The organism is Candidatus Woesearchaeota archaeon (assembly GCA_018302225.1).
GTDB lineage: Archaea > Nanobdellota > Nanobdellia > SCGC-AAA011-G17 > JAGVZY01 > JAGVZY01.
Genome location: JAGVZY010000009.1, coordinates 1 through 22,523 on the forward strand (window position 1 = coordinate 1; position 22,523 = coordinate 22,523).

General features: G+C 28.9%; 27 protein-coding genes, 3 tRNA genes and 1 other RNA gene. 12 read left to right on the top strand and 19 right to left on the bottom strand.

Going from position 1 to position 22,523, the window contains the following annotated elements; all coding sequences use genetic code 11:
- The 3 genes from J4403_01845 to J4403_01855 form a co-directional block, all read left to right on the top strand.
- A partial coding sequence (locus J4403_01845) for a hypothetical protein (protein ID MBS3166931.1) occupies positions 1-223 on the top strand: 223 nt, incomplete at its 5' end.
- A 51-nt stretch (positions 224-274) separates the two neighbouring features.
- Positions 275-1,918 carry a hypothetical protein gene (locus J4403_01850; GenBank protein MBS3166932.1) on the top strand — a complete coding sequence of 548 codons (1,644 nt, stop codon included), beginning with the start codon at positions 275-277 and terminating at the stop codon, positions 1,916-1,918.
- Positions 1,915-2,790, top strand: a complete 876-nt coding sequence (locus tag J4403_01855) for a hypothetical protein (GenBank protein ID MBS3166933.1) — start codon at positions 1,915-1,917, stop codon at positions 2,788-2,790. Before J4403_01850 ends, J4403_01855 begins: the two co-directional genes overlap by 4 nt.
- Positions 2,791-2,960: 170 nt before the next feature.
- Here the strand turns inward: J4403_01855 and J4403_01860 are convergent, their stop codons facing one another.
- The 5 genes from J4403_01860 to J4403_01880 form a co-directional block, all read right to left on the bottom strand.
- Positions 2,961-3,527 carry a DUF655 domain-containing protein gene (locus J4403_01860; GenBank protein MBS3166934.1) on the bottom strand — a complete coding sequence of 189 codons (567 nt, stop codon included), beginning with the start codon at positions 3,525-3,527 and terminating at the stop codon, positions 2,961-2,963.
- A gap of 23 nt (positions 3,528-3,550) precedes the next feature.
- Positions 3,551-3,898: a hypothetical protein gene (locus tag J4403_01865; GenBank protein ID MBS3166935.1), complete on the bottom strand. Its 348-nt coding sequence runs from the start codon at positions 3,896-3,898 to the stop codon at positions 3,551-3,553.
- A 3-nt stretch (positions 3,899-3,901) separates the two neighbouring features.
- Positions 3,902-4,192 (bottom strand): 50S ribosomal protein L21e, encoded by a 291-nt coding sequence (locus J4403_01870; protein ID MBS3166936.1) that lies wholly within the window; start codon positions 4,190-4,192, stop codon positions 3,902-3,904.
- A 135-nt stretch (positions 4,193-4,327) separates the two neighbouring features.
- Positions 4,328-4,597 carry a hypothetical protein gene (locus J4403_01875; protein MBS3166937.1) on the bottom strand — a complete coding sequence of 90 codons (270 nt, stop codon included), beginning with the start codon at positions 4,595-4,597 and terminating at the stop codon, positions 4,328-4,330.
- A 33-nt stretch (positions 4,598-4,630) separates the two neighbouring features.
- The gene (locus J4403_01880; GenBank protein MBS3166938.1) at positions 4,631-6,232 is read right to left on the bottom strand and encodes a tRNA uridine(34) 5-carboxymethylaminomethyl modification radical SAM/GNAT enzyme Elp3; all 1,602 of its coding nucleotides are present in this window, start codon (positions 6,230-6,232) and stop codon (positions 4,631-4,633) included.
- 45 nt (positions 6,233-6,277) lie between these two features.
- Between J4403_01880 and sppA the strand changes: the two genes are divergently transcribed.
- From sppA to J4403_01905, 5 genes are all read left to right on the top strand, one after another.
- Positions 6,278-7,177, top strand: coding sequence for a signal peptide peptidase SppA (gene sppA, locus J4403_01885; GenBank protein ID MBS3166939.1), 900 nt, complete (start codon positions 6,278-6,280; stop codon positions 7,175-7,177).
- Positions 7,178-7,235: 58 nt separating this feature from the next.
- Positions 7,236-7,736, top strand: a complete 501-nt coding sequence (locus J4403_01890; GenBank protein MBS3166940.1) for a nucleotidyltransferase domain-containing protein — start codon at positions 7,236-7,238, stop codon at positions 7,734-7,736.
- Positions 7,733-8,140: a DUF86 domain-containing protein gene (locus J4403_01895; GenBank protein ID MBS3166941.1), complete on the top strand. Its 408-nt coding sequence runs from the start codon at positions 7,733-7,735 to the stop codon at positions 8,138-8,140. The genes J4403_01890 and J4403_01895 overlap by 4 nt, the downstream gene beginning before the upstream one ends.
- 34 nt (positions 8,141-8,174) lie before the next feature.
- Positions 8,175-8,447, top strand: an RNA gene (ffs, locus tag J4403_01900) — signal recognition particle sRNA.
- 47 nt (positions 8,448-8,494) lie between these two features.
- On the top strand, positions 8,495-9,148 hold the full coding sequence (locus tag J4403_01905) for a hypothetical protein (GenBank protein ID MBS3166942.1): 654 nt from the start codon (positions 8,495-8,497) through the stop codon (positions 9,146-9,148).
- Between the two features lie 2 nt (positions 9,149-9,150).
- Here the strand turns inward: J4403_01905 and pth2 are convergent, their stop codons facing one another.
- Positions 9,151-9,489, bottom strand: a complete 339-nt coding sequence (pth2, locus tag J4403_01910) for a peptidyl-tRNA hydrolase Pth2 (GenBank protein MBS3166943.1) — start codon at positions 9,487-9,489, stop codon at positions 9,151-9,153.
- A 151-nt stretch (positions 9,490-9,640) separates the two neighbouring features.
- Between pth2 and J4403_01915 the strand changes: the two genes are divergently transcribed.
- Positions 9,641-10,417 carry a hypothetical protein gene (locus J4403_01915; GenBank protein MBS3166944.1) on the top strand — a complete coding sequence of 259 codons (777 nt, stop codon included), beginning with the start codon at positions 9,641-9,643 and terminating at the stop codon, positions 10,415-10,417.
- A gap of 12 nt (positions 10,418-10,429) precedes the next feature.
- Positions 10,430-11,278: a hypothetical protein gene (locus J4403_01920; GenBank protein MBS3166945.1), complete on the top strand. Its 849-nt coding sequence runs from the start codon at positions 10,430-10,432 to the stop codon at positions 11,276-11,278.
- Positions 11,279-11,292: 14 nt separating this feature from the next.
- Here J4403_01920 and J4403_01925 read toward each other — a convergent pair whose 3' ends face one another.
- On the bottom strand, positions 11,293-12,150 hold the full coding sequence (locus tag J4403_01925) for a 50S ribosome-binding GTPase (protein ID MBS3166946.1): 858 nt from the start codon (positions 12,148-12,150) through the stop codon (positions 11,293-11,295).
- A gap of 77 nt (positions 12,151-12,227) precedes the next feature.
- Here J4403_01925 and J4403_01930 point away from each other — a divergent pair, with 77 nt between their 5' ends.
- Both J4403_01930 and J4403_01935 read left to right on the top strand, forming a co-directional pair.
- The gene (locus J4403_01930; GenBank protein ID MBS3166947.1) at positions 12,228-12,767 is read left to right on the top strand and encodes a mechanosensitive ion channel; all 540 of its coding nucleotides are present in this window, start codon (positions 12,228-12,230) and stop codon (positions 12,765-12,767) included.
- Between the two features lie 4 nt (positions 12,768-12,771).
- Entirely contained in the window at positions 12,772-13,119 is a 348-nt protein-coding gene (locus J4403_01935) for a hypothetical protein (GenBank protein ID MBS3166948.1), read from the top strand.
- Here the strand turns inward: J4403_01935 and J4403_01940 are convergent.
- The 12 genes from J4403_01940 to J4403_01995 form a co-directional block, all read right to left on the bottom strand.
- Entirely contained in the window at positions 13,112-13,357 is a 246-nt protein-coding gene (locus J4403_01940) for a hypothetical protein (GenBank protein ID MBS3166949.1), read from the bottom strand. The two genes, J4403_01935 and J4403_01940, sit on opposite strands and share 8 nt — an antisense overlap.
- Complete coding sequence (locus J4403_01945) at positions 13,338-13,679, bottom strand: hypothetical protein (GenBank protein MBS3166950.1); 342 nt, start codon at positions 13,677-13,679, stop codon at positions 13,338-13,340. Before J4403_01945 ends, J4403_01940 begins: the two co-directional genes overlap by 20 nt.
- 74 nt (positions 13,680-13,753) lie before the next feature.
- A tRNA-Leu gene (locus tag J4403_01950) sits at positions 13,754-13,837 on the bottom strand.
- Between the two features lie 146 nt (positions 13,838-13,983).
- On the bottom strand, positions 13,984-14,391 hold the full coding sequence (locus tag J4403_01955) for a hypothetical protein (protein MBS3166951.1): 408 nt from the start codon (positions 14,389-14,391) through the stop codon (positions 13,984-13,986).
- Positions 14,392-14,413: 22 nt separating this feature from the next.
- Positions 14,414-14,662, bottom strand: coding sequence for a ribosomal L7Ae/L30e/S12e/Gadd45 family protein (locus J4403_01960; protein MBS3166952.1), 249 nt, complete (start codon positions 14,660-14,662; stop codon positions 14,414-14,416).
- Positions 14,663-14,707: 45 nt separating this feature from the next.
- Positions 14,708-15,883, bottom strand: a complete 1,176-nt coding sequence (gene rpoA2 / locus J4403_01965; protein ID MBS3166953.1) for a DNA-directed RNA polymerase subunit A'' — start codon at positions 15,881-15,883, stop codon at positions 14,708-14,710.
- Between the two features lie 3 nt (positions 15,884-15,886).
- A complete protein-coding gene (locus tag J4403_01970) occupies positions 15,887-18,523 on the bottom strand; it encodes a DNA-directed RNA polymerase subunit A' (GenBank protein MBS3166954.1) in 2,637 nt (878 codons plus the stop codon).
- A gap of 1 nt (position 18,524) precedes the next feature.
- A complete protein-coding gene (rpoB, locus tag J4403_01975) occupies positions 18,525-20,327 on the bottom strand; it encodes a DNA-directed RNA polymerase subunit B (GenBank protein MBS3166955.1) in 1,803 nt (600 codons plus the stop codon).
- Between the two features lies 1 nt (position 20,328).
- The gene (locus J4403_01980) at positions 20,329-21,813 is read right to left on the bottom strand and encodes a DNA-directed RNA polymerase subunit B'' (GenBank protein MBS3166956.1); all 1,485 of its coding nucleotides are present in this window, start codon (positions 21,811-21,813) and stop codon (positions 20,329-20,331) included.
- Positions 21,806-22,051 (bottom strand): DNA-directed RNA polymerase subunit H, encoded by a 246-nt coding sequence (locus J4403_01985; protein ID MBS3166957.1) that lies wholly within the window; start codon positions 22,049-22,051, stop codon positions 21,806-21,808. The genes J4403_01980 and J4403_01985 overlap by 8 nt, the downstream gene beginning before the upstream one ends.
- Positions 22,052-22,070: 19 nt before the next feature.
- Positions 22,071-22,173 (bottom strand) — tRNA-Gln (locus J4403_01990).
- 8 nt (positions 22,174-22,181) lie between these two features.
- Positions 22,182-22,273, bottom strand: a tRNA-Asp gene (locus J4403_01995).
- Between the last annotated feature and the right edge of the window lie 250 nt (positions 22,274-22,523).

The window sequence follows — 22,523 nt, forward strand, 5'->3', positions numbered from 1 at the left end:
AGTTTCTAAAACTCAAGTTGTAAAGGGTACTGATTTGGAAATAAGTTGCGAATTTGAATCTAATGTGCAAAACACTTGTAAACAAGTATTTATTGCAGATAATACTGGAACTAAAATTGCGGGTTGTAGTGAAACCTCTGCAAATTCTGGAAAATGGAAATGTGGTGCAGGAACTACAATTGGAAAAAAGAGAATTTACTGTTATGAACAATGCCCTGCTTAGGCATTGATTTTTTATTTTTAAAGATTATTATAAAAAAAGGTGAAATGACTGATGAAAAAAAGAGGTGAATTAGATATATTTTTAATTTTCTTATTTTCTCTATTAATTATAATTACTTCTGTAAGTGTAATTGCTGAATCAGGCGTTTCATATCAAGAAGTAGAGGTTTTAGATAGTTCCTCTGGTGCTCAATATCAAGAAGTAGAAGTTTTAGATAGTTCATCAGGTGCCCAATATCAAGAAATTGAAATTATAGATAGTAATGGTGCTCAATATCAAGATATTAATATTGTTGAATGTACTGCTCCTTCGGATTGTAAAGATTCTTCAAAACCTGTATGTACTGATGGAGTTTGTGTTACTAGCGGTATTGTTACTCCACCGGAAGGATGCACGACTAACTGGCAATATATAGATTCTGATTGCGATCCAACTACTCACAAAAAAATAAGAACCTATACTACTGATACTAAAAATTGTGGGAAAGATAAACCTGCTTCTGAATCAATGAAGAAAGATAAACCTGCTTCTGAATCAATGAATTGTGTAGATGAATGTACAAGCAGTGTTCAATGTGTTTATCTTGGCAATTTTAAATGTGATGCAAATACACATAAATGTGTTAATAATGATGAGGTTACTTGTGTAGACTTAGATAATGATAATTTCTGTGCAGATAAAGATTGTAGTGCTAGTGATAATAGGGATAAGGATCCTGCAATACCTATAGGCGGAGAAATTTGTAATAATGGTAAAGATGATGATTGTGATGGAAAGCCTGATGAAAAAGAATGTAAATCCGCTATACCTACAGATAGAATAAAATTATTTAATTTATTTGGAATAACAATAAGGATTACTTATTCAGATAATACTTTGGGATATATAGATGAAGTTGTTTTAATTGATAATGGAGAGGTTTTAGTTTCTAAAGATTTAAGAATTAAATTTAATGGTTTAATATTTACGCGAATGGATGATTTACCTTATTTACATGTGGTTATAGAAGGTAATGAGAATATAAGAATGTTTTTGACACCTGGAGGAAAGATAATTGAAATAGTTTATACTTCTTCACATACTTTAGATAAAATAATTATTAAAGATTCAAATGGGGATATTTTAGATACTTTTACTTGTGGTACTTCAACAATTACTATCTCTTCTTATGATTTTGATGGTGATGGCGATAAAGATAGTGATGATAAAATCGAAGCAGATTGTGCTACTGAAAATATAAAGATAGTAAATAATCTTTGTAGCATTACGCCTGAAGATGCAAGTTGTAAAACTATTGGTGGTCCAAAGATTAATATTGACCCTACTGGTAAAGTAAGTAGAATAACACCAAATGAATGTACTACCGGGGGTTGGGCAGTATGTAAAGGTTTTTGTAATGGAATTCCTTTGACAACTGGATCCAGTGGAAACTTTTGCTGTCCTGATTCAGGTCCTACTACAAGAAGATGTAATGATCAACCCTTTAATCCGACTAATTCAATTATAGGTGTTGATGATGGTACAGGTACTGTTATTAGTTGTGCAACTGAGAAACAAAATCCTGCATGTTCTAAACAATCAGCTACAAATAGAGCAAGGGTTGTAAGTGTATTTAGTTTATGGAATATATTGGTTACAATTGGAATTATAACTGGATATTATGTTTATACAAATAGAAGGAAGTGTAAAAAATGAATTTAAATAAATTAATTTTTGTTTTAGTAATATTTCTTTTTGCACAATTTTGTGTTGCTGCTGATGAATTAAAAGTACAACCCGCGATAAGCGCTATTTCTATCTCTGTTAATGATAATGGTGTAGAAAAAGTTATTATAACTGATAAGGATAATATTAAAATAAAAAAAGATAGTTTAATCTCAATAAACTGCCAATTGGATGAAAATAAATTAAATCGGGGTATTTCTAGTTGTATTAAGGCAGGTGTAGATTTTAATGAAGATTCTATATTTCAGAAAGAAGAATTGTGTAAGTTAGTTTCTGATTATACTAATGGTTTGTATGTTTTTAAACAGTGTAATGTTGGTGGTGAAATAGGTGCAACAAAAGCTTATTGTGTTTTGGATTTAAAAAATCAAGATTGCGCAATGAAATTATATCTTGAAGAACAGAAACTAAAAAATTTGTTTGATAAATTATTTGATTCTAGTTCTACTGAAGTAGTAAACAATCCTAATGGTGTGCAAGTTAATATAATTGACATTAAAGACTTTAGAGACTCAAATTATATACGGCTTATAGAAGAAGAGAAATATGATGTTCCAAAGCAATTATTAAATCCAAACTTAGGTTTTGAGAATTATATTAAAAGAATGAAAGGAGATATAATATTTGATGATCCAATATTGGGTACAACTGTAACTTATGTTGGAACTGGAAGAAATATACCTTTAATAGGCAATAAATATGATTCTTTTGATGTAAAAGATAGTGATGGTGCAATAACTAACCTTAAAATCTATAATAACCAAGCTCAACAGGTTGTTGTTGACAATAAAGTTATTGCAACTATAGCTGTTGAAAATAAAAATATTGCTTTTAAGATTTAAGAAATTATTTAAGCATTTTTATATGTAATTTCGTGTTATTAATAAAACAAATCTGTGCTAATGAGCCTTTTTGTTTTATTCATAAATTTATATTCTACTCATTACTAATGAGTAAAACTAAGAAATGTACTCATTACCAATGAGTATATTATACAATAGAAATAATGCTTTTAACTATCTACAAAAAGTCTGTGTTTATCTGAACCTTCTAATTCAAGTAGAATTCTTTTTATGATTAGTTTTTCTGGATCTGGAATAAGTTTTATTCTTTGTTTAATATCCTCAAAATTTTTGAAAGGTTCTTCTTTTCTTTGTTCTATAATTTCCCACATATGCTTTTTTCCTATACCTGGAAGTAATTCGATTTGATGCATTCTTGTGTTTATTGGACCAGATTTATTAAAGAATTCTATAAACTTTTCTTGAGATTCTTCAACAAGTTTTTTTAAAGTATTTTCTAAATTAAGCTTTGCAGTTTGTGTAAGTTTATCAGATAGTAATTTACAAGAGATGTGATGTATCTCCTCTCTTTTACCTTCTCCAATATAAACATCAGTTAAAGGTTGTAGGAATATCCCTTTTTTAGGTATTAATTCTAATAGAACAAAATGTTTTTTACCTATAGCTTGCACTATAGGTGTCTTCATATGCATCGGTCTCTTGTCGAACGGATACCCGTGCGGTAGAAAGTCCAAGACTATGGCACTTTCTTCTTTTGCATGTTGTCTTTCTATCATTTTGGATCGAGTATAAATTTTTCTTAATTTGATGCATTTTCTTTCACTATATCTATCACTTTTTTTAAGTTTTCACTTGTTATTGTTAAATTTTCACCTGAAAGTATTGCTTTAACTTCATCCATTTCAGTTGGCATAATGTCTAGTATTTTTATGATATGTCTTTCTTTTAATCTTGGTATGTTTAAACTTACTAATTTGTCATAAACTTCTTTTTGTTTTTTGAAATCTTCTTTTGAAAATAAATTTAAATATTCTTTAGTTTTGTTTACTCTAAAGCTTAGTTCTTTGTCACGCTTTTCTATTTTTTTTATAATTTCCTTTGCTTCTGATAAAAGTAAAGGTCTTTCGCTTATTTGTTCAGTTTCCATTTTTTATGCCTTTCTTAGATGCACAGGGTGTGCAATTATTGTTTTAATTTTGTTGAAATTATGAACTTTGATTTCATAACAGTTTCCTCTTTTCTTGATTATCTCTCCTGTTAATCCATGAAATCTTCTATCGTAGATTCCTTTTTGAACTGCAGGTTCAGCTATAAATGCTACTCTATCTCCTATTTTAAAGCCCTGTAAGTAGTTATTTATGTTTATTTTACCTTTTTGTCTTATATTCTTTCTAAGCTTATTTCTGGTTTTTCTTCTTCTACTACCGGTTCTTTGTGCCATTTTAAATAGGTTATAGAAAACAACCCTTTAAAAACCTTCCGTTTATAAGACGAACCCTTACGTTCAATGTAGTTCAAGGTACCTCAGCAAGCTGAGTGTATCAACACCAGCCACTTTTGGTAGGCTAAAAAATAATTAAATTTGACTTTCTATTTCTTTAAATAGGTCTGTTAAACAGAAAAATAAGTTAGAGTTAGAAGCTTTATTTTCAAGCTTTTTGGAGTTTATATGTAGTTCTGAATGTACTTCATACTTATCTTTTAATTTTAGTGTTAAATTTGAGAAATTTCGGTTTTCAGAGATTTTTTTAACAAAATTGCCTATCATCTTTTTTAAAATAGTTATATTGCCCGGTTCAAGGTTTTCAAAACCTTCTAAAGTGATTTTATCACCTAATTTTATCATAAAATTAAATATATACTGTAGAATATAAAAATATTATGCTTTTTTGACCATATAATTGTTTTCGAGTTTGTAACCTAACTTTTTATAGTATTCTCTAACTCCAATGCCTGAAATAATAGAAATTTCTTTGATTTTGTTTTGTTTACAAATTTCTTCTGCTTTTTTTAGAAGTAGCTTTCCATAACCTTTGTGTTGATAGTCTCCTTTTTTACCTAAATTAGTTAAATTTCCATAGATATGTAGTTCTCTAATGTGCGCTTTATTTTTAATTAATCTTAATCTTAAGAAGCCGATTAAAGCATCGTTATTTACATCTTCGTAAGATAGAAAAATCTCTTGTGAATTTGAGGCTTGATAATTAAATTGTTTTAAAACTATTTTTGGAGTTTTAATTATTTTTTTATGTCCTACTTCTCTACATCTAATACATCTACATTTGGTTTTAATATATTGCCTTAGATTTGTTTTTTTAACTCCTTCTTCAATCATTGTACTAGGAATATCTCTTTGTATTCTCATAACCCTACAATATTCGGGAATATATTTCTTTATATCTGAGATTATTTTAATTGCTTTTTCAGTTGTTAATGGCTTGAATAATTTTTTCTTGTATAAATTGTATAATTCAGTTCCTTTTAGAATCATACAAGGGTAAATTTTAAGTCCATCTGGTTTAAATTTTTCATCTTGAAATAAAATTTTAAACATTTCAATATCTTTCTTTTCATTTGATCCTAGAGCGCCTAATAATATATGATAAGTTATTTTAAAGCCATTATTTCTTAATCTTTCAGTTGAATCTATAGAATCTTGTAAGGTGTGTCCACGTTTTAATTTTTTAAGAACTTCTGGATAAATACTTTGAACACCTAGTTCAACTCTTGTTACACCAAGTTTATTCATGAATTTAATTTGTTCTAAAGAGCATTGATCTGGACGAGTTTCTATTACTAAAGCAACGCATCTTATTTTAGAAGTTTCATTAATCCTTTTCTCTTTTTCTAAACTTGTAGATTTTATTTTTTTTAATAATTTGTTTTTAATTATTAAATCATTTTCTTGATTAAGATTTTTTTCAGGGCTTAAATTAAATAATTCTATAAATTTTTTATAAGATAATTTACTGAAATCATTCATTGCTTTGTAACATTGAGAAATAAAATTTTCTTGGTATTTTTTTGAATAACTCAAGAAAGTTCCACCCATAATAATTAGCTCTACTTTTTCAGGGTATTGATTTAGTAGAAAATATTGTTCTAATCTGTTAAATACTTGTAAATAAGGGTTATAATCATTTCTAATTGCTCTTCTAGTTGCAGGTTCATAACCGGTATATGATTGTGGAACATTACCAAAGTAAGAGTTCACTCCGCCGGGACACATAATACACTTTCCATGAGGGCAATTATGGGGCGAAGTCATTACAGCTATGGGTGCTACGCCTGAGCTAGTTCTAGAAGGCTTACTTTTTAGTTTGTTGAATAATAATTTTCTTTCTGAGGGAGAGGCAGCTAGCAAAACTTCAACAATTTTTGGGAATTTTTTAGGTTTTAATTTTTTAGAGACTAAATTAATTGCTTTTTCAGGTTCTTTTCCGTTTAGTATGAGTTTTATTATTTCTTTATAGAGATTCATTTTAAAACCATAAATATTTAAATAAGGTTTTTATCTTATAAATATATGCATCGAGGTATACTTAAAATAAAGGTGTTAGTAATAGTTTTTGCAGTTTTATTATTAGCTTTAATTATATTGGGTTTAATTAGTTTCTTTGATAAAGAAATTATTTCTAATGGTATAGCTATTATTCCTTTAAATGGAGAGATTACTACAACTGGTAGCGATGGCATTTTTTCTGGTGCAAGTTCTTCTAAGATAACTGATAAATTAGAAAAAGCTAATGAAAATTCAAATGTTAGAGCAATTATACTAGAAATAAATTCTCCTGGTGGAACTGTTGTTGCTTCAAGAGAAATTGCAAATAAAGTTGAATCTATAGATAAACCGATTATTGCTTGGATAAGAGAATCTGGAGCTTCTGGTGCTTATTGGATTGCAAGTGCTAGTGACTGGATAGTTGCTGATGATTTTAGTGTTACAGGTTCAATTGGAGTAATTGGAAGTTATGTTGAATTTGCAAGTTTATTAGAGAATTATAATTTGACTTATAGAAGATTAGTTGCTGGAGAAAATAAAGATATTGGAGATCCTTTTACTGAATTAACTTCTAGTAAAGAAATAATTTTACAGCAAAAATTAAATTTGGTTAGAGAAGATTTTGTTAATGCTGTTGCTAAAAATAGAAATTTATCTAAATCTAAAGTAGAATTAATTGCAGAGGGTTCTTTTATGTTTGGTAAAGAAGCTATTAGTCTAGGTTTAGTTGATGAATTGGGTGGAAAACAAGAAGCCATTAATGCAGCAATGAAATTAAGTGATTTAAATTCTTATAGATTAATTGATTATACTGAAAAAACAAGTTTGTTAAACATATTTTCTGGAATGTTTCAGCAAAGTGCATATTCTGCTGGAAAGGGTTTGGGAGATAGTATTAAATCTAATTCTTTGGAAATAAGATAGAAAAGTTTAAATATAACCTTTATTTAGGTTATAATAACCCTCATTTAGGTTATTTTATATGAAATTATTAAATTTTTTAGCTAACAATTCGGATATAAGAAGGATATTTGGTGAGCGGGAGCTTAAGATTATTGAAAAACAATTATGGGGTATTAATCTAACTCAATCTGAGAAAAATAGACTTTCTAGAGATATAAGAAAGAAATTTGATTTAGTTGGAAAAATGGCTCATTTATCTAATGAATTTGAATTAAAAAAAGGCGGGGCTATTAAAGAAATTATAAATGAATCTAAGGAGGTTATTTTGAATGATAACCTTGCAAAGTATATAAAAAGAATAATTCTTTATGGTTCTGTAGTTGAAAATAAGATTACGCCTAAATCAGATATAGACCTTGCAGTTGAATTTGACAAAATTAATTTGAAAGAAGCTACTAAGTTTAGAATAAGAATTTCTGGAAATGTTTCTGAGAAGGCAGATATACAAGTATTTAATATTTTACCCCAAAAACTCAAAGATGCAATAAATCGTTATTCTAAGGTGATATTTGAAAGATGAGAATAAATGATAAAATAGATGAAATTGAAAATTATCTTTTAGAATTAGATGAGATTATGCCTAAATCTTATAAAGATTACTTAGAAGATAAAAAAACTAAGGCTGCATGTGAAAGGTATTTTGAGAAGATTCTAGAGTCTATAGTTGATTTGGCATTTTTAATTATTAAGGAAAAAGGTTTTAAGACTCCCGAGGATGATAAAAATGCTTTTGATATTCTTACTTATGAAAATATTCTCTCTTTGGATTTATCTAAAAAATTAAAAGATGCAAAAGGTATGCGAAATATACTTGCGCAGGAGTATGGGAAAGTTGATGATTCTATAGTTTTCGAATCTATTACAGAAGAATTGATTTCTGATGCTAAGGATTTTCTTATTTTGATAAAAAAGTTGAAATTCTAAGAAAGTTTTAAATAAACTAAAGAATTTATTGGTATTGCAGGATAAGCTGGCAGGCTAGTCCCCTGTTGTTATCACAAGTGGACTTATGGTGAAGCTGAAGCCATTGGAGAGGCTAAAAGGTTTATCTTTGGTCCTAATCAGGACTTTGATACTCTGTCCTGTTTGATCGGCTTATTTGAGAACTTGGTCAGGGCAGGAATGCAGCAGCCATAATCATTTATACTGGTGCTTTCAGGGTAGCGGAGTTGAGAAATGATTAGGAGTGCTAAATTTAGGCTGTTTAGTCCATTCTTTGGCGCTCCTGCTTTATTTTTTAAGAATATATTTAAATAATTGTTTAATTTAATTTGGATAATGAATAAAATATTTTTATTTATTTTTTTGAGTTTATCAATTGTATTTTTGACAGGTTGTGTTAATCAAGTAATTCAACTAACTACACTTCAATCTAATGATACAACTATAACCTCTTTTGTCAGTGAACCTAATTTTCCGAAATTACAGAAAATAAATTTATTATTAGATATTCCTGAAAAGGATATAAAAGTTTTTGATGTTAAATATGGAGAACCTAAAGATTGTGAGTCTGGTTGTTTTTATAGTCGAGCAGTTGGCATAAAAAATAGTGATAAAATTGGGTGGATATCTATAAGTGATTATGATAATTTAGATTTAAATAAATTAAAAGTGTATAATTTTGATGAGAAAGATGAATATCTTTTTACTAAAGATTTTTTTAATAAGCTAAAAGCAAAAGACGATTGGATTTATCAATATCAATTTTTAAAATTGTTGGCAGAAGACTCAGATGTGCCTAATGAAACTCTTTTAAGAATTACTGAAGATCTTCCTTCTTTTATTGATACTGCTTTAGCTCTTTCTTTGTTGAAAAACCCAAAGATTCAGGAGAATAAACAGATTTTAACAATGATTATCAATCTGCCTTATGGTGCTCCTGGAAGTGAAATTAAACTTCAAGCTCAAGAGTATCTTAATAAGTTAGAATAAGATTATAGCATTTTTAAATGTCCAGTTAGTTTATCAATTACTTTTTCATCATCTGGACCAATTGCTAAACAAGTTATAGTTCCAGGTTCAATTTCTGTTTTTCCTGCGTCTGTAATTAATGCACACTTAAGTTTCATTTTTTTTGCATTTTCTTTAAATGTGAATAAATCTTTTTCAGTTGCAACTTCTAGAATAACTTTTTTCATACCTTGTTTTCTCCAAGAGTCTACTTTAGATTTTTCTGAGTTTAGAACTGCTTCTACAGATGCATGACTACATTGAGCTGCAAGCTTTCCTTTTGAAAGCTTTAAATCCTTTCTTACGAGTATTATTTGTTTCATTTGTTTTTTTGAGTAAATAACCTTAATTTTAGATTAGGTTTTATTATTTAACCTACTTTATAGCCATATTTAAGCTTATCTTTCTTATGTTACTACTATTTGGTAATGTAAAATAGAAAAGTTTATAAATTGATTTAATTTTCATCCTAAAATGAAAGAAGTTAGTTCAAATTGGCTTAAACGAACAACAGCTTATATTAATCTCAAGAATAAGACTGATTTAGAAATTAAACTAGAAAATCAAGATCCTAAGATATTACTTCAAGATAGTGTGTATACTTCTTCAACAACTCCATACGAAATTAAAGAAAAAATGAGAAAAAGAACTTTAACTGAATTGGAGTATAAATCTGCTTTAGAAAAAATAACTAGTGTTCAAGTTGTAAGGGAAGATTTAGATAAAATTCCTGTAAAGATTAGCCCTGTTCTTCAAATGGAATCAAAATGCAGAGAAAGTTATTTATTACAAATCTGTAAGGATTATAAATTGACTTTAGCACAATTAAAAGATTTAGTTTTCTTAAAAAACGAATATTCTTCAAATTTTAATTCTTTAATAAAAATTTTAGAAAAAGATTATTCTATTGAAGATGTAGGTATTTTTTTAGTGGTAAGGCGGCATAATGAAGAGTTGGTTCACGGCAGTATTCATTCTAAACGTCCTTCACTTAGTAAAATTGTAGAGTTTTATGAAACTTTTAATGATTTGCCTCTTGATGAAATTGTATTGGGAGAAGCAATTAGCATAATTCATAAGGTATTAGACAAACCTTATATAGATATGTCAATTAAAAAAGCAATAAAAATAGCTAAAGATACTGGCGTATTTAATTTCGAACTTTTAAAAGAAAGATTAGAAACTGAAGCCGATAGGTATAATAGTGAATTACAAGAGAGAGCAGGATTTTGGAGAGAGGCATACGATTAATCTCTAAGTAAAATGTCTTCTGAAAACCCTTTTAAAGTTTTAGGATTAAGTTCTTCATTAATTAAAAAATTAAACGATGAACAAATCAAATATTTGGTTAAAATGCAATATAGAGCTTTACAATTCATTTTTCATCCAGATAAATATCGTGGGTCAAGTGAGAGATCCAAAGAGATTTCTGAAGCTTATGCACAACTTAATGAACCTAGTAATTATAAATTTTTTAAAGAAAATTTTTTAAAGTTTAAAAGAGGAGAAAAACAGGTTAAGGAATTAAAAGAGCAAAATGCAGAATTAGAAAAAGAACTTCAAAAAAATTATTCTGCTTTTTATAATTATATAAAAGAGGCAAGTTTATTAGAGAATATTACTACGGTATTTAATTTAAATTCATGTACACTTAAAATGGGAGATATTACAGATTCTTTTAATTATAATCTCTATCAAAGAGAAGTTGCAAAATTACCAAAATCTTTTTATGATTTGAATGTAGATTCTAACCAATCTCTCTCTAAAAAACAAGAAGACAAAATAGTTTATTTACCTAATAAAAAATTAATAGGACTTATTTCTTCTGAAAAAACAAATTCTTTTGGCGGAATAAAACATTTATTAAGGGTTATTCAAGGTTTTTGGACAGAGGAAGATGAGAATATGAGAAAACGTATATTTAAGCTTTTAACGAGTCCAAGAAGTATAAGTCCCTATAGTAAAAAAATAGATTCAGATAGATTCTTACCTTTTATGTATTTACTTAGCCCAAAAATTGAACCCAAGAATAAAGATTACTTATTTTCAATAAATATGGATCAAAATAAAACCTATATAGAATGTGATGGTGCTATTTTAGATATAGTTTAAATTTTTTGTAAATATTATTTAATGTGAAATTCTATAATATCATCATCTTTTAAAACATGATTTAAACCTACTTGTTGGCTGTCAAATTTGGCTGAAGAGCCCCAGATTCTTGCATATTTGAAGTTTTTCTTAAAGTCTTTATGTACGTAATCTGCAAGATTTCCAACTGTAGTTCCGCGTTTAATTGCTATAGGTGGAAAAGCTTTTTCTTTTCCTGGATGTTTAGTATAAACTTTTATTATATCTAAATTCTTCCAAATCATATTCGGTGTTGATTCATAGTTATAAATAAAATGATTTTTTATTTCTAAGAGTTTTAGTAATCTAATTAAATTTTCTTTTTCTTTTATTTCTTGATTTTTAGTTTGGTTATCTTTTAAACACAAAATTAACAGATCTGCTGTTTTTATCAAAGAAATAATTGAAGGACCATTTTCAGTTTCAAAAATATTGTCCGTCAATGCAGGAGTTTCTATAACCTGTAATTTTATTCCTTTATAATCCATTATACCTACTTCGGGTTCTTTTGTGGTAAATTTATATTCTGCGATTTCAGGTTTTGCATTTGTTAGTTTTGAAAGTAAGGTAGATTTTCCTGTGTTAGTAAAGCCTATAATACATACTCTTGAGTCTCCTTCTTTTTTGATTGAGAATTTTGATTTTGAACCTGTTTTAGATGTTTTTTCTTTTTCTTGTTGTTGTTTGAGTTTTGCAATTTTTGTTTTTATTTCACTTCTAAGAACTTCAGAACCTTTGTGTGTTGGTGATAAACTTAACATCTTTTTTAAGCCAGCTAGTTTAGCTTCTGAAGAGGTTGCTTTCCTATAATCTTCTTCAGCTTTAAAGTATTCAGGATGTGCATTTATGGGCATATTATAGTAAAAATTGATTGTGTTTTTTAAAATTTGTGCTAGAAACGTTTATAAATTGTTTTGTCTATATTGGATTTATGCTAGAAATAGGCAATTCAAAGGTGTTAATAGATATAGTCATAGCTATCTTAATAATCGTTTTGGGTGTAATTTTTGGAAGAATTATAGGCAATTTAGTCAGAAGAATATTGAAAGAGTTTAATGTTGATAAAATCTTAAAAGATCAAGCAAATGTGAAAATACCTGTTGAAGATTTTTTAGGAAGTTTTGTTAGTTATATACTTTATTTTGCAGCTATAATTATGGCTTTAAATAAATTAGGTTTGACTACGGGTGTTTTAAATGCGATTTTAATTGTGTTGCTTGTTATTGTGGTTATTTTAATTATATTGGCCTTTAAAGATTTTGTACCTAATGTAGTTGCAGGTTTCTTTATTTATCAAACTGGGAAAATAAAGAAAGGAGATGATATAGAAATTAATAATGTTAGAGGTTTAGTGGTTAAGGTAGAATTGGCGGAAACAACTATTAAGACTAAATCTGATGATTTAATTATTATACCTAATTCCGTGATTAATAAAAGTACTCTTGTTAAGTTTAATAATAAGAAAAAGTAATAAAATGCAGAAAGAAAATTTATTTTATTTTGTATTTATTTTAACTGTTTTAGTATCTAGATTATTAGTTTATTTGTTTCCAAATAGAGATATAATTTTGTTTGGTTGGGTGATACATCATTTTTGGTTTGGTTTATGGGTATTTTTAGTTTCTTTTTTAATTCGAAAGAAAAAAGATGTTCTTATCTTTTCTGCTATGGGATTAGGTTTAATGGCTGACGAGATTGTCTTTATGATTTTAGGTGCCGGTGGAGATACTGAATATTGGTCTAAAGTAGTTATTTTTGGTACATGTGTTGCCTTGTTGTTAATCTATATTCTAAGAAAAAGAATTTCTAAATTGTTTAATTGAGATTTTTAGGCGTATTCTTTTTAATTAGTTCTTCAACTATTTCAGACATGTTTAATCTATTCTTTTTACAGTAGTCTCTAAACTTTTTAGCAGTATCTCTATCTATTGTAAAATTAAGTCTAGTTTTAAGTATTAATTTACCTGTTTTTTCAAAGTCTTCCAGGGCCTTAAAGAGGGTAGGATTTTCATTTATTATTTGTATTCCTCTTGTTAAAACCTTATCTTTTTGTGATTGCATCTTCTATCATCCATTGTATTTTATTAACTTCGGTTATGTTTTTTAAAATAATTTGTTTTATTAAATTAAGTGCTTTTTTTTCATCAATTTGATAACTATTTAAGTCTATGCAAGTTAATAATAATGCGCAAGCGGTTCTTTTATTGCCTTCTTCAAAAACATGATCTATCAATATTGCTCTGATTAGGTAAGCTAATTGTTTGGTCCAAGCAATATCATGTTTTAAGTATTCTAGAGCATAATTTAAATTTGATTCATTCTCGAAATTTCCTTCTGCAAATTTTTGATTAAATGTAATAATGGCTTTTTTACTGATTAACATTTTTATACACACGATGTGTATAAACTAATATATAAACTTTTCTATGTAAATTTAGATTATTAATCTTAATAGAATGCGGGGGACAGGATTCGAACCTGCGTAGGCACTGAGCCAGAAGCTCTTGAGGCTACTCCGTTTGACCGCTCCGGCACCCCCGCGTATTAGCTTAAGGTTGTTTCTATGTTTTTAAAGGTTTCCCCAAGTAAGACGAGCCTTTAGTAAATTGCAAGTTTACTAATTTAAATCAAGATTTAAGTTTATAAATGCTAGCCACCCGTGGTAGGCTATAAAAAATAAAAAGAATTTATTCAATCACAACTTCAGCATCATGATATCTTTTCAGAATATCATTAATAAACTTTAAACGTGTTCTTTCCCTACCATAAACTTTACCTTTATCTTTGGTATTTTCACATTTGACTTTGATTATTTTGTCCTCTTGCGTGATTTCTGCTTTTACAGGATATATAAGATTAGAGACAAACTTTTTAATATTTTCATTAAATGCAATTAGTTTTATTTCTTTTTTTAATAAATCTGAAGCCTTTTTTAGAAGGAAAGAATTTTTTCCTGTAATTTTTCTTAAATCTTGTTCATTAATTACATAAAAGATACTATTTTCTTTTGAAAAACAATCTTTAACATTAATTCTTGTTAAAGACTCAAATACCTTTATGTGATTTATTGTAGTTAAATCGAATTTTATATTCATTTTAAATTTTTAATAATATAATTTAATAACTTAATACAGATATAGCAAAAGGTTTTTTACATAAGAGTCCTACTTCTTGATTAGGAACAGATAGTATTTCCACTTTAATATCTGAGATTTTTGCAAGATGAATTATTTCTTTTTTTGTTAGTTCATTGCAATTATTTGAGATTAGAACATTTTTTACTTTATTATTTTTCATTGCTTTTATAGTTCTTTCTGTACCAATGATTACTTTTTCCTTTTTCATTATTTCTTTTAAATCTGTCATTTTTTGCACCTTATTTTTGAATATCTTTAATTTAGGTTTTTATATTTATTCTTTTTTATCTTCTTTCTCTTCTTTACCCGAGCCATCTTTTTTCATTTTGGCGAGTAATCCAGGTAATCCTGTTCCTAAAGGAACAGCTTGATTAAGCATAACATTTTCAACAACTGAGTTAAGCATATCTGTTTCACCTATTAATGCTGCGTTAACTAGATGTTTTAATGGAGTTTCGAAGCTTGCTCTTGCAAGCACACTTTCTTTACTTCCAGTTATGCCTGTTCTTGTAATACCCATTATTTCTCCTGAATGAGTCATTAAGTCTGAAACAAGTAAAATATGCCTAACATTAATATCAATGCCTTGGTTTTTGATAACTTTTTCAGCTTCATTAATTATAGCTTGTCTTGCAGCCTCTACTCCTAAAACATTATAAATTTCAAATACATTATTAGTTGTAGTTCTCGTATTATCTATTCCTTCTATATTCCCTATTTCTTTTAAATTACTTCCTGAAGTTAAAATTACATATTCTTCAGCAGTTTTTACCGGAAGAACATAAGTAATTCCTTTTATACCACATAAAAATGAAGCTTTTATTTTTTCTTTTATTAAATACAATTCATTTAATTCTACTTTTGATTTTGTTGTTATTTCTATCGTATCTTCTTTTGATTTTACATGTACATTTTTTGCTGCTTTGGATACACTTTTTGAAATATCCTTTAGTTCTATTCCCAGTAATTTTAATTTTTCAAGATTAATTTTTATTGTTAAGGATGATTCAGCAATATCCGTTGAAATTTCATCAGCAATATCCCCTATAGTTGTTTCTTTTATTTTTGATGCAATTTCCCTTACTTTTTGGCTGTCTCTATAAAATTCCTTTTTAAGATAAACTTCCATTGTAGGCGTTGCAACTTCTTTTCTCGCATCAAATATTTCTATTAATCTTGGTAAACCTAAAGTAACATTAAGTTCAGCTACACCTGCGAAGTGGAATGTTTTAAGTACCATTTGTGTACCTGGCTCTCCAATACTTTCAGCAGTAACTATACCTATTGCTTCTCCCGGATTGATTTTTGCTTGAACATATTCTCTTTGAATTTCTGCTAAAATTTCTTTTAATTGAGAATCTGAAACTTTTTTATCTTTTAGTTCTTCTTTTATTTCGTGAACTAAGTGTTTGGGTATTTCCTTGAATTCTGAATATACATTTTCTGTCATTTTTTATTTACCTTTATTTTTTTCTAGTACTTGTTTTATTATTCTTTTTACGTTTATAATCCCGCCTTCTGATTTTGAAACGTCAATATTATCATCACCGTACGTAAATTGGATGATATTATCTTTAGCATCTCTAACTGTGTAATCATAACCTATCTTAATATCTTGAAGTGCATTTGATAATCTTCTATATAGATAACCGGATTTAGGAGTTCTAAGAGCCGTATCCATAAGTGAGTCACGTCCTGTCATAGCTGCAAAGAAATATTCATACGGCTTAAGACCTTCTTTGTAACCTCTTCCTATAAATCCTCCTGCTTCTGGACCCATGTCTCCTTTTTTGAAAATTGGAAGAGTTCTATTGTGATAACCTTTTCTAATTCTCATGCCTCTAAGAGATTGTTGTCCAACACAACCGGCCATCTGGGCTAAGTTTAATAATTTACCTTGAGCACCACATGCAGCCATAATAATTGTTGGGTTAGTATCTTGATTTGAGGATTGCGAAGTAACTTCTCCGACTTTATTTCTAACTTTGTTTAATAATTCTAAGATTTTAAGTTCTAGGGTTTCTTCTAAAGTTTTGTTTGGATAAGGTTCCAATTTTCCATCTTTATAGTTTTGTATAAACTCATAAACTTTCTTCTTTGCATCATCTAATAGTTCTTTTATTTTTGAAATTGATTCTTGAGGTAAATCAGTATCACTAAGACTTGTTGTGAATCCTCTTTTTAAAAGAACTGCATTACCTAACATGAATATTTTTCCAACAACTTCTAATGTTACATTTGGACCATATTTAGTATAAATTGCTCTTACTAATCCACCTTTTCCTTCCCCTATTGCGTTATCGTCTATAATTCCTTTGATGATTTTACCATCACGTATTTCTACATAAGCATCTTTTGAACATTTGTTATTTTTATTATAAGCACAATCTGCACAATTTAAATTATGGTGGCAAGCTCTTGCGCTTCCAATATAATCAAGTCCTTCTGGTAAAAGTGTACTGAAGATCGCTTTTCCATCAACTTTTTCTGATTTGAATTTTGCATTAGTTACACCAATACTTTGAAGAATTTGAATTGCTTCTTCTTTAGTGTATTCTGTTTCTTTTGTTAAAATATAATTCCCAGTAATTGCATCTTCAATACACCCAATAATATTAGTTCCATTTTTAGGAGTAATGATTTGAGTTTGAACTTCCATTAAAACTTCTGCTTCTGCTCTTGCTTCTTCAGTTTGTGGAATATGTAAGTTCATTTCATCACCATCAAAGTCTCCTGCGTAAGGAATAGTAACTGCGGGGTTAATTCTAAATGATTTTCCGGGCATAACAACTACTCTATGACACATAATACTCATTCTGTGAAGACTAGGTTGTCTGTTGAATAAAGCAATATCTTCATTTCTTAAATGTCTTTCAACTGAATATCCTGGAACTAATTCTTCTAGTAATGCAGTGATTGTTTCTTCAGTAATATGTTTCTTTTTTCCATCTGGTCTAACTACATAGTTTGCACCTGGATAAGTCTTAGGACCATTTTTAATTAATTCTTTTAACCAATCAATATTCCATTCTGTTACTTTTTCTGGAACAGTTAATTCCATAGCAACAATTAAAGGAACACCAACTTCATTGAATTTTAATTTTGGGTCTGGAGAAATAACACTTCTTGCACTAAAGTTTACTCTTTTACCTGCAAGGTTATGTCTAAATCTTCCTTCTTTACTTTTAATTTTTTGTGCAAGTGTTTTTAATATTCCACCGCTTCTTTGACGGGCAGGAGGAATACTTGCAACTGTGTTATCAAAGAAGGTTGTAACATGGTATTGTAATAATTCCCATAAATCATCTATAATTATTTCAGGAGCACCAGCATTAATATTTTCAAATAATCTTTGATTAATTCTAACTATATCGCTTAATTTGTGAGTTAAGTCATCTTCACTTCTTTCTCCACTTTCTAGGGTGATACTTGGTCTAATAGTTACTGGTGGAATTGGAAGTAACGTTAAAATTGCCCATTCTGGCCTTGCTTTTAATGGATTTAAACCAACAAATTCAACATCTTCATCTGGGATTTTTTCTAATTTAATTCTTACTTCAATAGGTGACATTTTTCTATCATTTTCTAAGTAAGTAGTAGGTTTTTCTATTTTGTAAGAAGGTTGTTTTGCTTTACAATGTGGACATTTTTTAATTGCTTTTACTTTTGAAAGAATTTCAGAACGTTTTTTTCTCATTTGTTCAACACCTTTATCATTATAAATCTTTTCAAGGTATTTTTTGTATTTGTTACGTTCTTCATCTGTAATTAATAATTTACCACATTCTTTACAAGTGCTTCTTAAGAAAGCCAAAATAACATTAACAAAATGAATGTGTATAACTGGACGAGCTAATTCGATATAACCAAAATGGCCAATACATTCTTTTATTTTACCACCGCAAGTTTTACATCTTAGACCTGGATCAATAACTCCTAAACGAATATCCATTAAACCACCATCTACAGGATAACCTTCTTTATCATAAAGTTCAGCAGTTACAACTTTTGCAGCTGCCATTTTCTTTATGTCTTTAGGTCCAAGTAATCCAAATTCAATTGCTTTTACTTTCTTGTAGATAGTTATCATTTTAGTATTTGCTTTCCAAAATTAATTTAGGATAGATACATAATGCTTTTATTTCATCTAATAATAATTTGAATGCATATGCCATTTCAATAGCATTGATTTCTACTGTACTTCCACATCTTGGGCAGAATTTTTTATCTTGGAATTCATTAAATACAGCTAACATGCCGCATTCTTCACAAACATGGAATATTGTTCTATCTGAATCAAATCTTTCTTTTAATAATAAACTTGCACCATGTGCTACAAAACAGTCTTTCTCCATTTCTCCAAGTCTAAGACCTCCACCTTTTGCACGTCCTTCGATTGGTTGTCTAGTTAATAATTGGATTCTACCAAATGCTCTTGAGTGTAATTTATTTGCTACCATATATTTTAATCTTAAATAATACATATTTCCAACAAAAATTCTTGCTTGGAACATTTCTCCTGTTAAACCATTGTACATAGTTTCTAAACCATTATCTCTGAAACCCATTTCTAATAATTCTTTTCTTAGTTCTTTTTCTGGAACAGCATCGAATGTAGTTCCATCAATATGTTTTCCGGCTAGTGATCCGGTTTTGCCTGCTAATAATTCAATCATGTGAGAAATTGTCATTCTTCCTGGAATTGAGTGAGGTGAGAATATAATATCTGGTGTTATTCCTGCTGCTGTGAAAGGCATATCTGCTTGTGGAATTATTTTTCCAATAACCCCTTTTTGACCGTATCTTGATGCAAATTTATCTCCAATTTCTGGAATTCTTTGATCTCTTAATCTTACTTCAACAATTTTATTTCCTTCTTCATTTTCTGTAAGCATAACTGCATCAACTATACCCTCTTCATCTCCTCTAACTGCAACTGAACTTTCTCTTCTAATATTTGCACTTATACTAAATTCGTCAACATTACCTAAGAATCTTGGTGGGCTTGTCTTTCCAATAAGAACATCATCTGGTTTTAAATGTGCTTCTGCAAATACTATTCCATCTTCTTCAAGATGTTTATAATCTTTTTCTGATCTATATCCTTTGATATCTTTATCGGGAATTCCTATTTCATCAATAAGACCACCAGAATATCTAAGCTCTTCAGCTATATAGGGTCTAAAGTAAGTACTTCTTGCTAAACCTCTTTCAATTGAAGATTTGTTAAATATTAAACCGTCCTGCATATTATAACCATCATAACTCATAATTGCTACTGTTACATTTTGTCCACCTGGGTGTTTGTAATCTTTTAGTACATCATGCATAAATGAACGTGTGATTGGAGTTTGCGGATAGTGTAAAATATTTACATCTGTGTCCATTCTTAATGGGAAATTTGCTGTATAAATTCCTAAACCTTGTTTTTGAGTTTTACTTCCTCTGTTAAGTCTAGAGGAACTACCAAAGTTTGAGTAAGGAACTAGAGAAGTAATTAATCCTAAAATAACAACAGGACTAATTTCAATATGGGTATGTTCGGGTGTTAAATAAGTTTCATCTAAAGCAATATAAGAATTTTCTTCTTCTGCACAATCTAAATATTCAATTATTCCCTCTTTTTCTAAATCTTCCCATTTTAATTCATTATTTTTTATTTTCTTAAGATGATCATCTGTTAATTTGCTTTTTCCATTTTCAACAACTATCAAAGGCCTTCTTGCTCTCCCTTTTGAAGTGTTAACATTTATTAAATTAAATTCTTCATCATAATGAACATTAATTATTTTTGATACTTTTCCAAATCTTCTAGCAGTTTTTATTTTAGTTAAGAACACTTGTGCGTCATCGACTGCACCTACAAATTTTTCATTTAAGTATACATCAACCATTTTAAACCGTTTTCAATCCTAGAGCTTGAAGCTCTTTTTTTATTTTAGTTTCATCTTCTTGTTCTGTTGAAATTCTACAAAGCATTGCTAGATTTTTTCTTAAACCAATTGAAGGACCTTCAGGTGTTTCTAAAGGACAAAGTTTTCCCCAATGTGTACTGTGTAAAGCTCTTGCTTCGAAGTTTTCTTGACTAGCACTTAATAAACTTACAATACCTCTTAAATGAGATAAAATTGCTAAATTATTATCTTTAACCATATTTTGACTTATACCATTTCTTCCACCAACCCAAGAACCTGTTGCCATTGCACTTTGTATTCTTGAAGTTAATAGTTGATCTCTGATAATAGTTTTGATAGAAGTGAATTTTCCTCTTTTAACCATTCTCTGGAAATTGTAAAGCATATCATTTACTAAAATACGCATATTGACTCTTAATAAGTCACCTAATAAATCTCCACTTAGTTTTAATCTTTTGTTCATATAGTGGTCTTTATCTTCTGTTGAAATTTTATCTTTTGAAACCATTAAGAATTTTTTCAAATATTTACATAAGTTTTGAGCTTTTAGTAATCTATCCTCTTTCGTAACTCCTATATGCGGAAGTAAAAATCTATCTAATTGTTCTAAAGTTCTTTCAACTTTAACTTCTTTAGGTTGAGTAATTCCTATCTTTTTTGCAAGAACTTCAATTGCATCGTCGGGTGTTTTTATTTGGGCTGCATTGTATAAATTTACAAAAATATCATCATATTGCTTTTCATTACAAATTAATTTCACAATATCTTCATCTCTTGTTAAACCAAGAGCTTTGATTACACTTATGATTGGAACTCTTTTGAATCTTGTGAAACTGATTGTTAATGATCCATCTTTTAATTGTTCGATAACATGCGGTATTTTAAAGCTTCCTCTTTCTGAGAAAATTCTTCCAGTAAATTTACTTGGGCCTGTACTTGCATCAATAAATAATTTGTTTGAAGCTAAATCTTCTACTGTAATTAATACACGTTCATTTCCATTTAATATAAAATAACTTCCATAATCATCTGGATCTTCACCTTTTTCTATTAATTCTTCAGATGATAATTTATTTAATACGCAGTATTTACTTTTTACCATGATTGGAAGTTTTCCAATCTGTGTTGTGAATGTTTCTCTTTGAACACCATCAACATAAGCACTTACTTCTAAAAATATAGGTGAAGCATATGTCATTTTTCTTAATCTTGCTTCTATGGGCAAGATAACTCTTTTACTTCCATCTGCTTCTGTAACCTGTGGTTCTGTTATCCAGATTTTATCAAGTTTAATTTTAAATTCTTGCATTTCTGGAGGTATAATAGTCGGAATTATTGGTCCAATTTCATCTATAATAACTTGTAATTCGTTTTCTATAAAATTATTAAAAGAATTAATATTTGCTTCTACAAAGCTATGTTCTTCAAAGTATTTTTTAATTAAAGTTTGATATCCTTTAACCATGAACAACCACCCTATAGAATTTTTGTTCTCCAGCAATCGGACTTTTTCTTATAATCTCAATTATATCTCCAAGTTTAACATTTAATTCTTGAATTGCAGGATCACTTTCAAGTATTGCTGGAAGTTGTTTTCCTGAAATATTATATTTAGATAGAATTTTTTGAGCTTCTTCTTCTGTTAATTTCTTGTGAGCGGGTACAAGTACATGTCCTTTTATTGTTTCTGTTTTTTTCTTCAATTTACACCTTAAATATCTACGGGCCGGAAGGGATTTGAACCCTCGACCACCTGATTTCTTCCAGTTTGGTAAAAGTTTCATCCATCAAAGACAGATGCTCTACCAAGCTGAGCTACCGGCCCACGTTTTACGCCCTGACCGAGATTTGAACTCGGGTTACAGCCTTGCTGTTCAAAAGAGATTGACAGGGCTGTGTGCTAGACCGGGCTACACTACCAGGGCACAGTTTAGCCTATTGTGGTTTGTTTTGTTGTTTAAATTAAATATGTAGTATAAACCGAACTTGTTTTTTAGAGCTGAAGCTAAAATATACTTGAACCTGAATAATAATCTAAAATTTTGTCTCTTTATAATGGCAAGTCTCATTCTTTAGCCAAATCTCCCTATAACGATTGATTTTGGTGCTTTTTTATCGTTTAGAAGAGTTTTTCACAAAGGCAATAATGTCGATTTGGTATTTATAAATGTTTTG

Excerpts from the sequence above, each read along its gene's own strand:
- J4403_01850 (MBS3166932.1), top strand. The coding sequence starts at position 275 with ATGAAAAAAAGAGGTGAATTAGATATATTTTTAATTTTCTTATTTTCT.
- J4403_01855 (MBS3166933.1), top strand. The coding sequence starts at position 1,915 with ATGAATTTAAATAAATTAATTTTTGTTTTAGTAATATTTCTTTTTGCA.
- J4403_01860 (MBS3166934.1), bottom strand. The coding sequence starts at position 3,527 with ATGATAGAAAGACAACATGCAAAAGAAGAAAGTGCCATAGTCTTGGAC.
- J4403_01865 (MBS3166935.1), bottom strand. The coding sequence starts at position 3,898 with ATGGAAACTGAACAAATAAGCGAAAGACCTTTACTTTTATCAGAAGCA.
- J4403_01870 (MBS3166936.1), bottom strand. The coding sequence starts at position 4,192 with ATGGCACAAAGAACCGGTAGTAGAAGAAGAAAAACCAGAAATAAGCTT.
- J4403_01875 (MBS3166937.1), bottom strand. The coding sequence starts at position 4,597 with ATGATAAAATTAGGTGATAAAATCACTTTAGAAGGTTTTGAAAACCTT.
- J4403_01880 (MBS3166938.1), bottom strand. The coding sequence starts at position 6,232 with ATGAATCTCTATAAAGAAATAATAAAACTCATACTAAACGGAAAAGAA.
- sppA (MBS3166939.1), top strand. The coding sequence starts at position 6,278 with ATGCATCGAGGTATACTTAAAATAAAGGTGTTAGTAATAGTTTTTGCA.
- J4403_01890 (MBS3166940.1), top strand. The coding sequence starts at position 7,236 with ATGAAATTATTAAATTTTTTAGCTAACAATTCGGATATAAGAAGGATA.
- J4403_01895 (MBS3166941.1), top strand. The coding sequence starts at position 7,733 with ATGAGAATAAATGATAAAATAGATGAAATTGAAAATTATCTTTTAGAA.
- J4403_01905 (MBS3166942.1), top strand. The coding sequence starts at position 8,495 with ATGAATAAAATATTTTTATTTATTTTTTTGAGTTTATCAATTGTATTT.
- pth2 (MBS3166943.1), bottom strand. The coding sequence starts at position 9,489 with ATGAAACAAATAATACTCGTAAGAAAGGATTTAAAGCTTTCAAAAGGA.
- J4403_01915 (MBS3166944.1), top strand. The coding sequence starts at position 9,641 with ATGAAAGAAGTTAGTTCAAATTGGCTTAAACGAACAACAGCTTATATT.
- J4403_01920 (MBS3166945.1), top strand. The coding sequence starts at position 10,430 with ATGTCTTCTGAAAACCCTTTTAAAGTTTTAGGATTAAGTTCTTCATTA.
- J4403_01925 (MBS3166946.1), bottom strand. The coding sequence starts at position 12,150 with ATGCCCATAAATGCACATCCTGAATACTTTAAAGCTGAAGAAGATTAT.
- J4403_01930 (MBS3166947.1), top strand. The coding sequence starts at position 12,228 with ATGCTAGAAATAGGCAATTCAAAGGTGTTAATAGATATAGTCATAGCT.
- J4403_01935 (MBS3166948.1), top strand. The coding sequence starts at position 12,772 with ATGCAGAAAGAAAATTTATTTTATTTTGTATTTATTTTAACTGTTTTA.
- J4403_01940 (MBS3166949.1), bottom strand. The coding sequence starts at position 13,357 with ATGCAATCACAAAAAGATAAGGTTTTAACAAGAGGAATACAAATAATA.
- J4403_01945 (MBS3166950.1), bottom strand. The coding sequence starts at position 13,679 with ATGTTAATCAGTAAAAAAGCCATTATTACATTTAATCAAAAATTTGCA.
- J4403_01955 (MBS3166951.1), bottom strand. The coding sequence starts at position 14,391 with ATGAATATAAAATTCGATTTAACTACAATAAATCACATAAAGGTATTT.
- J4403_01960 (MBS3166952.1), bottom strand. The coding sequence starts at position 14,662 with ATGACAGATTTAAAAGAAATAATGAAAAAGGAAAAAGTAATCATTGGT.
- rpoA2 (MBS3166953.1), bottom strand. The coding sequence starts at position 15,883 with ATGACAGAAAATGTATATTCAGAATTCAAGGAAATACCCAAACACTTA.
- J4403_01970 (MBS3166954.1), bottom strand. The coding sequence starts at position 18,523 with ATGATAACTATCTACAAGAAAGTAAAAGCAATTGAATTTGGATTACTT.
- rpoB (MBS3166955.1), bottom strand. The coding sequence starts at position 20,327 with ATGGTTGATGTATACTTAAATGAAAAATTTGTAGGTGCAGTCGATGAC.
- J4403_01980 (MBS3166956.1), bottom strand. The coding sequence starts at position 21,813 with ATGGTTAAAGGATATCAAACTTTAATTAAAAAATACTTTGAAGAACAT.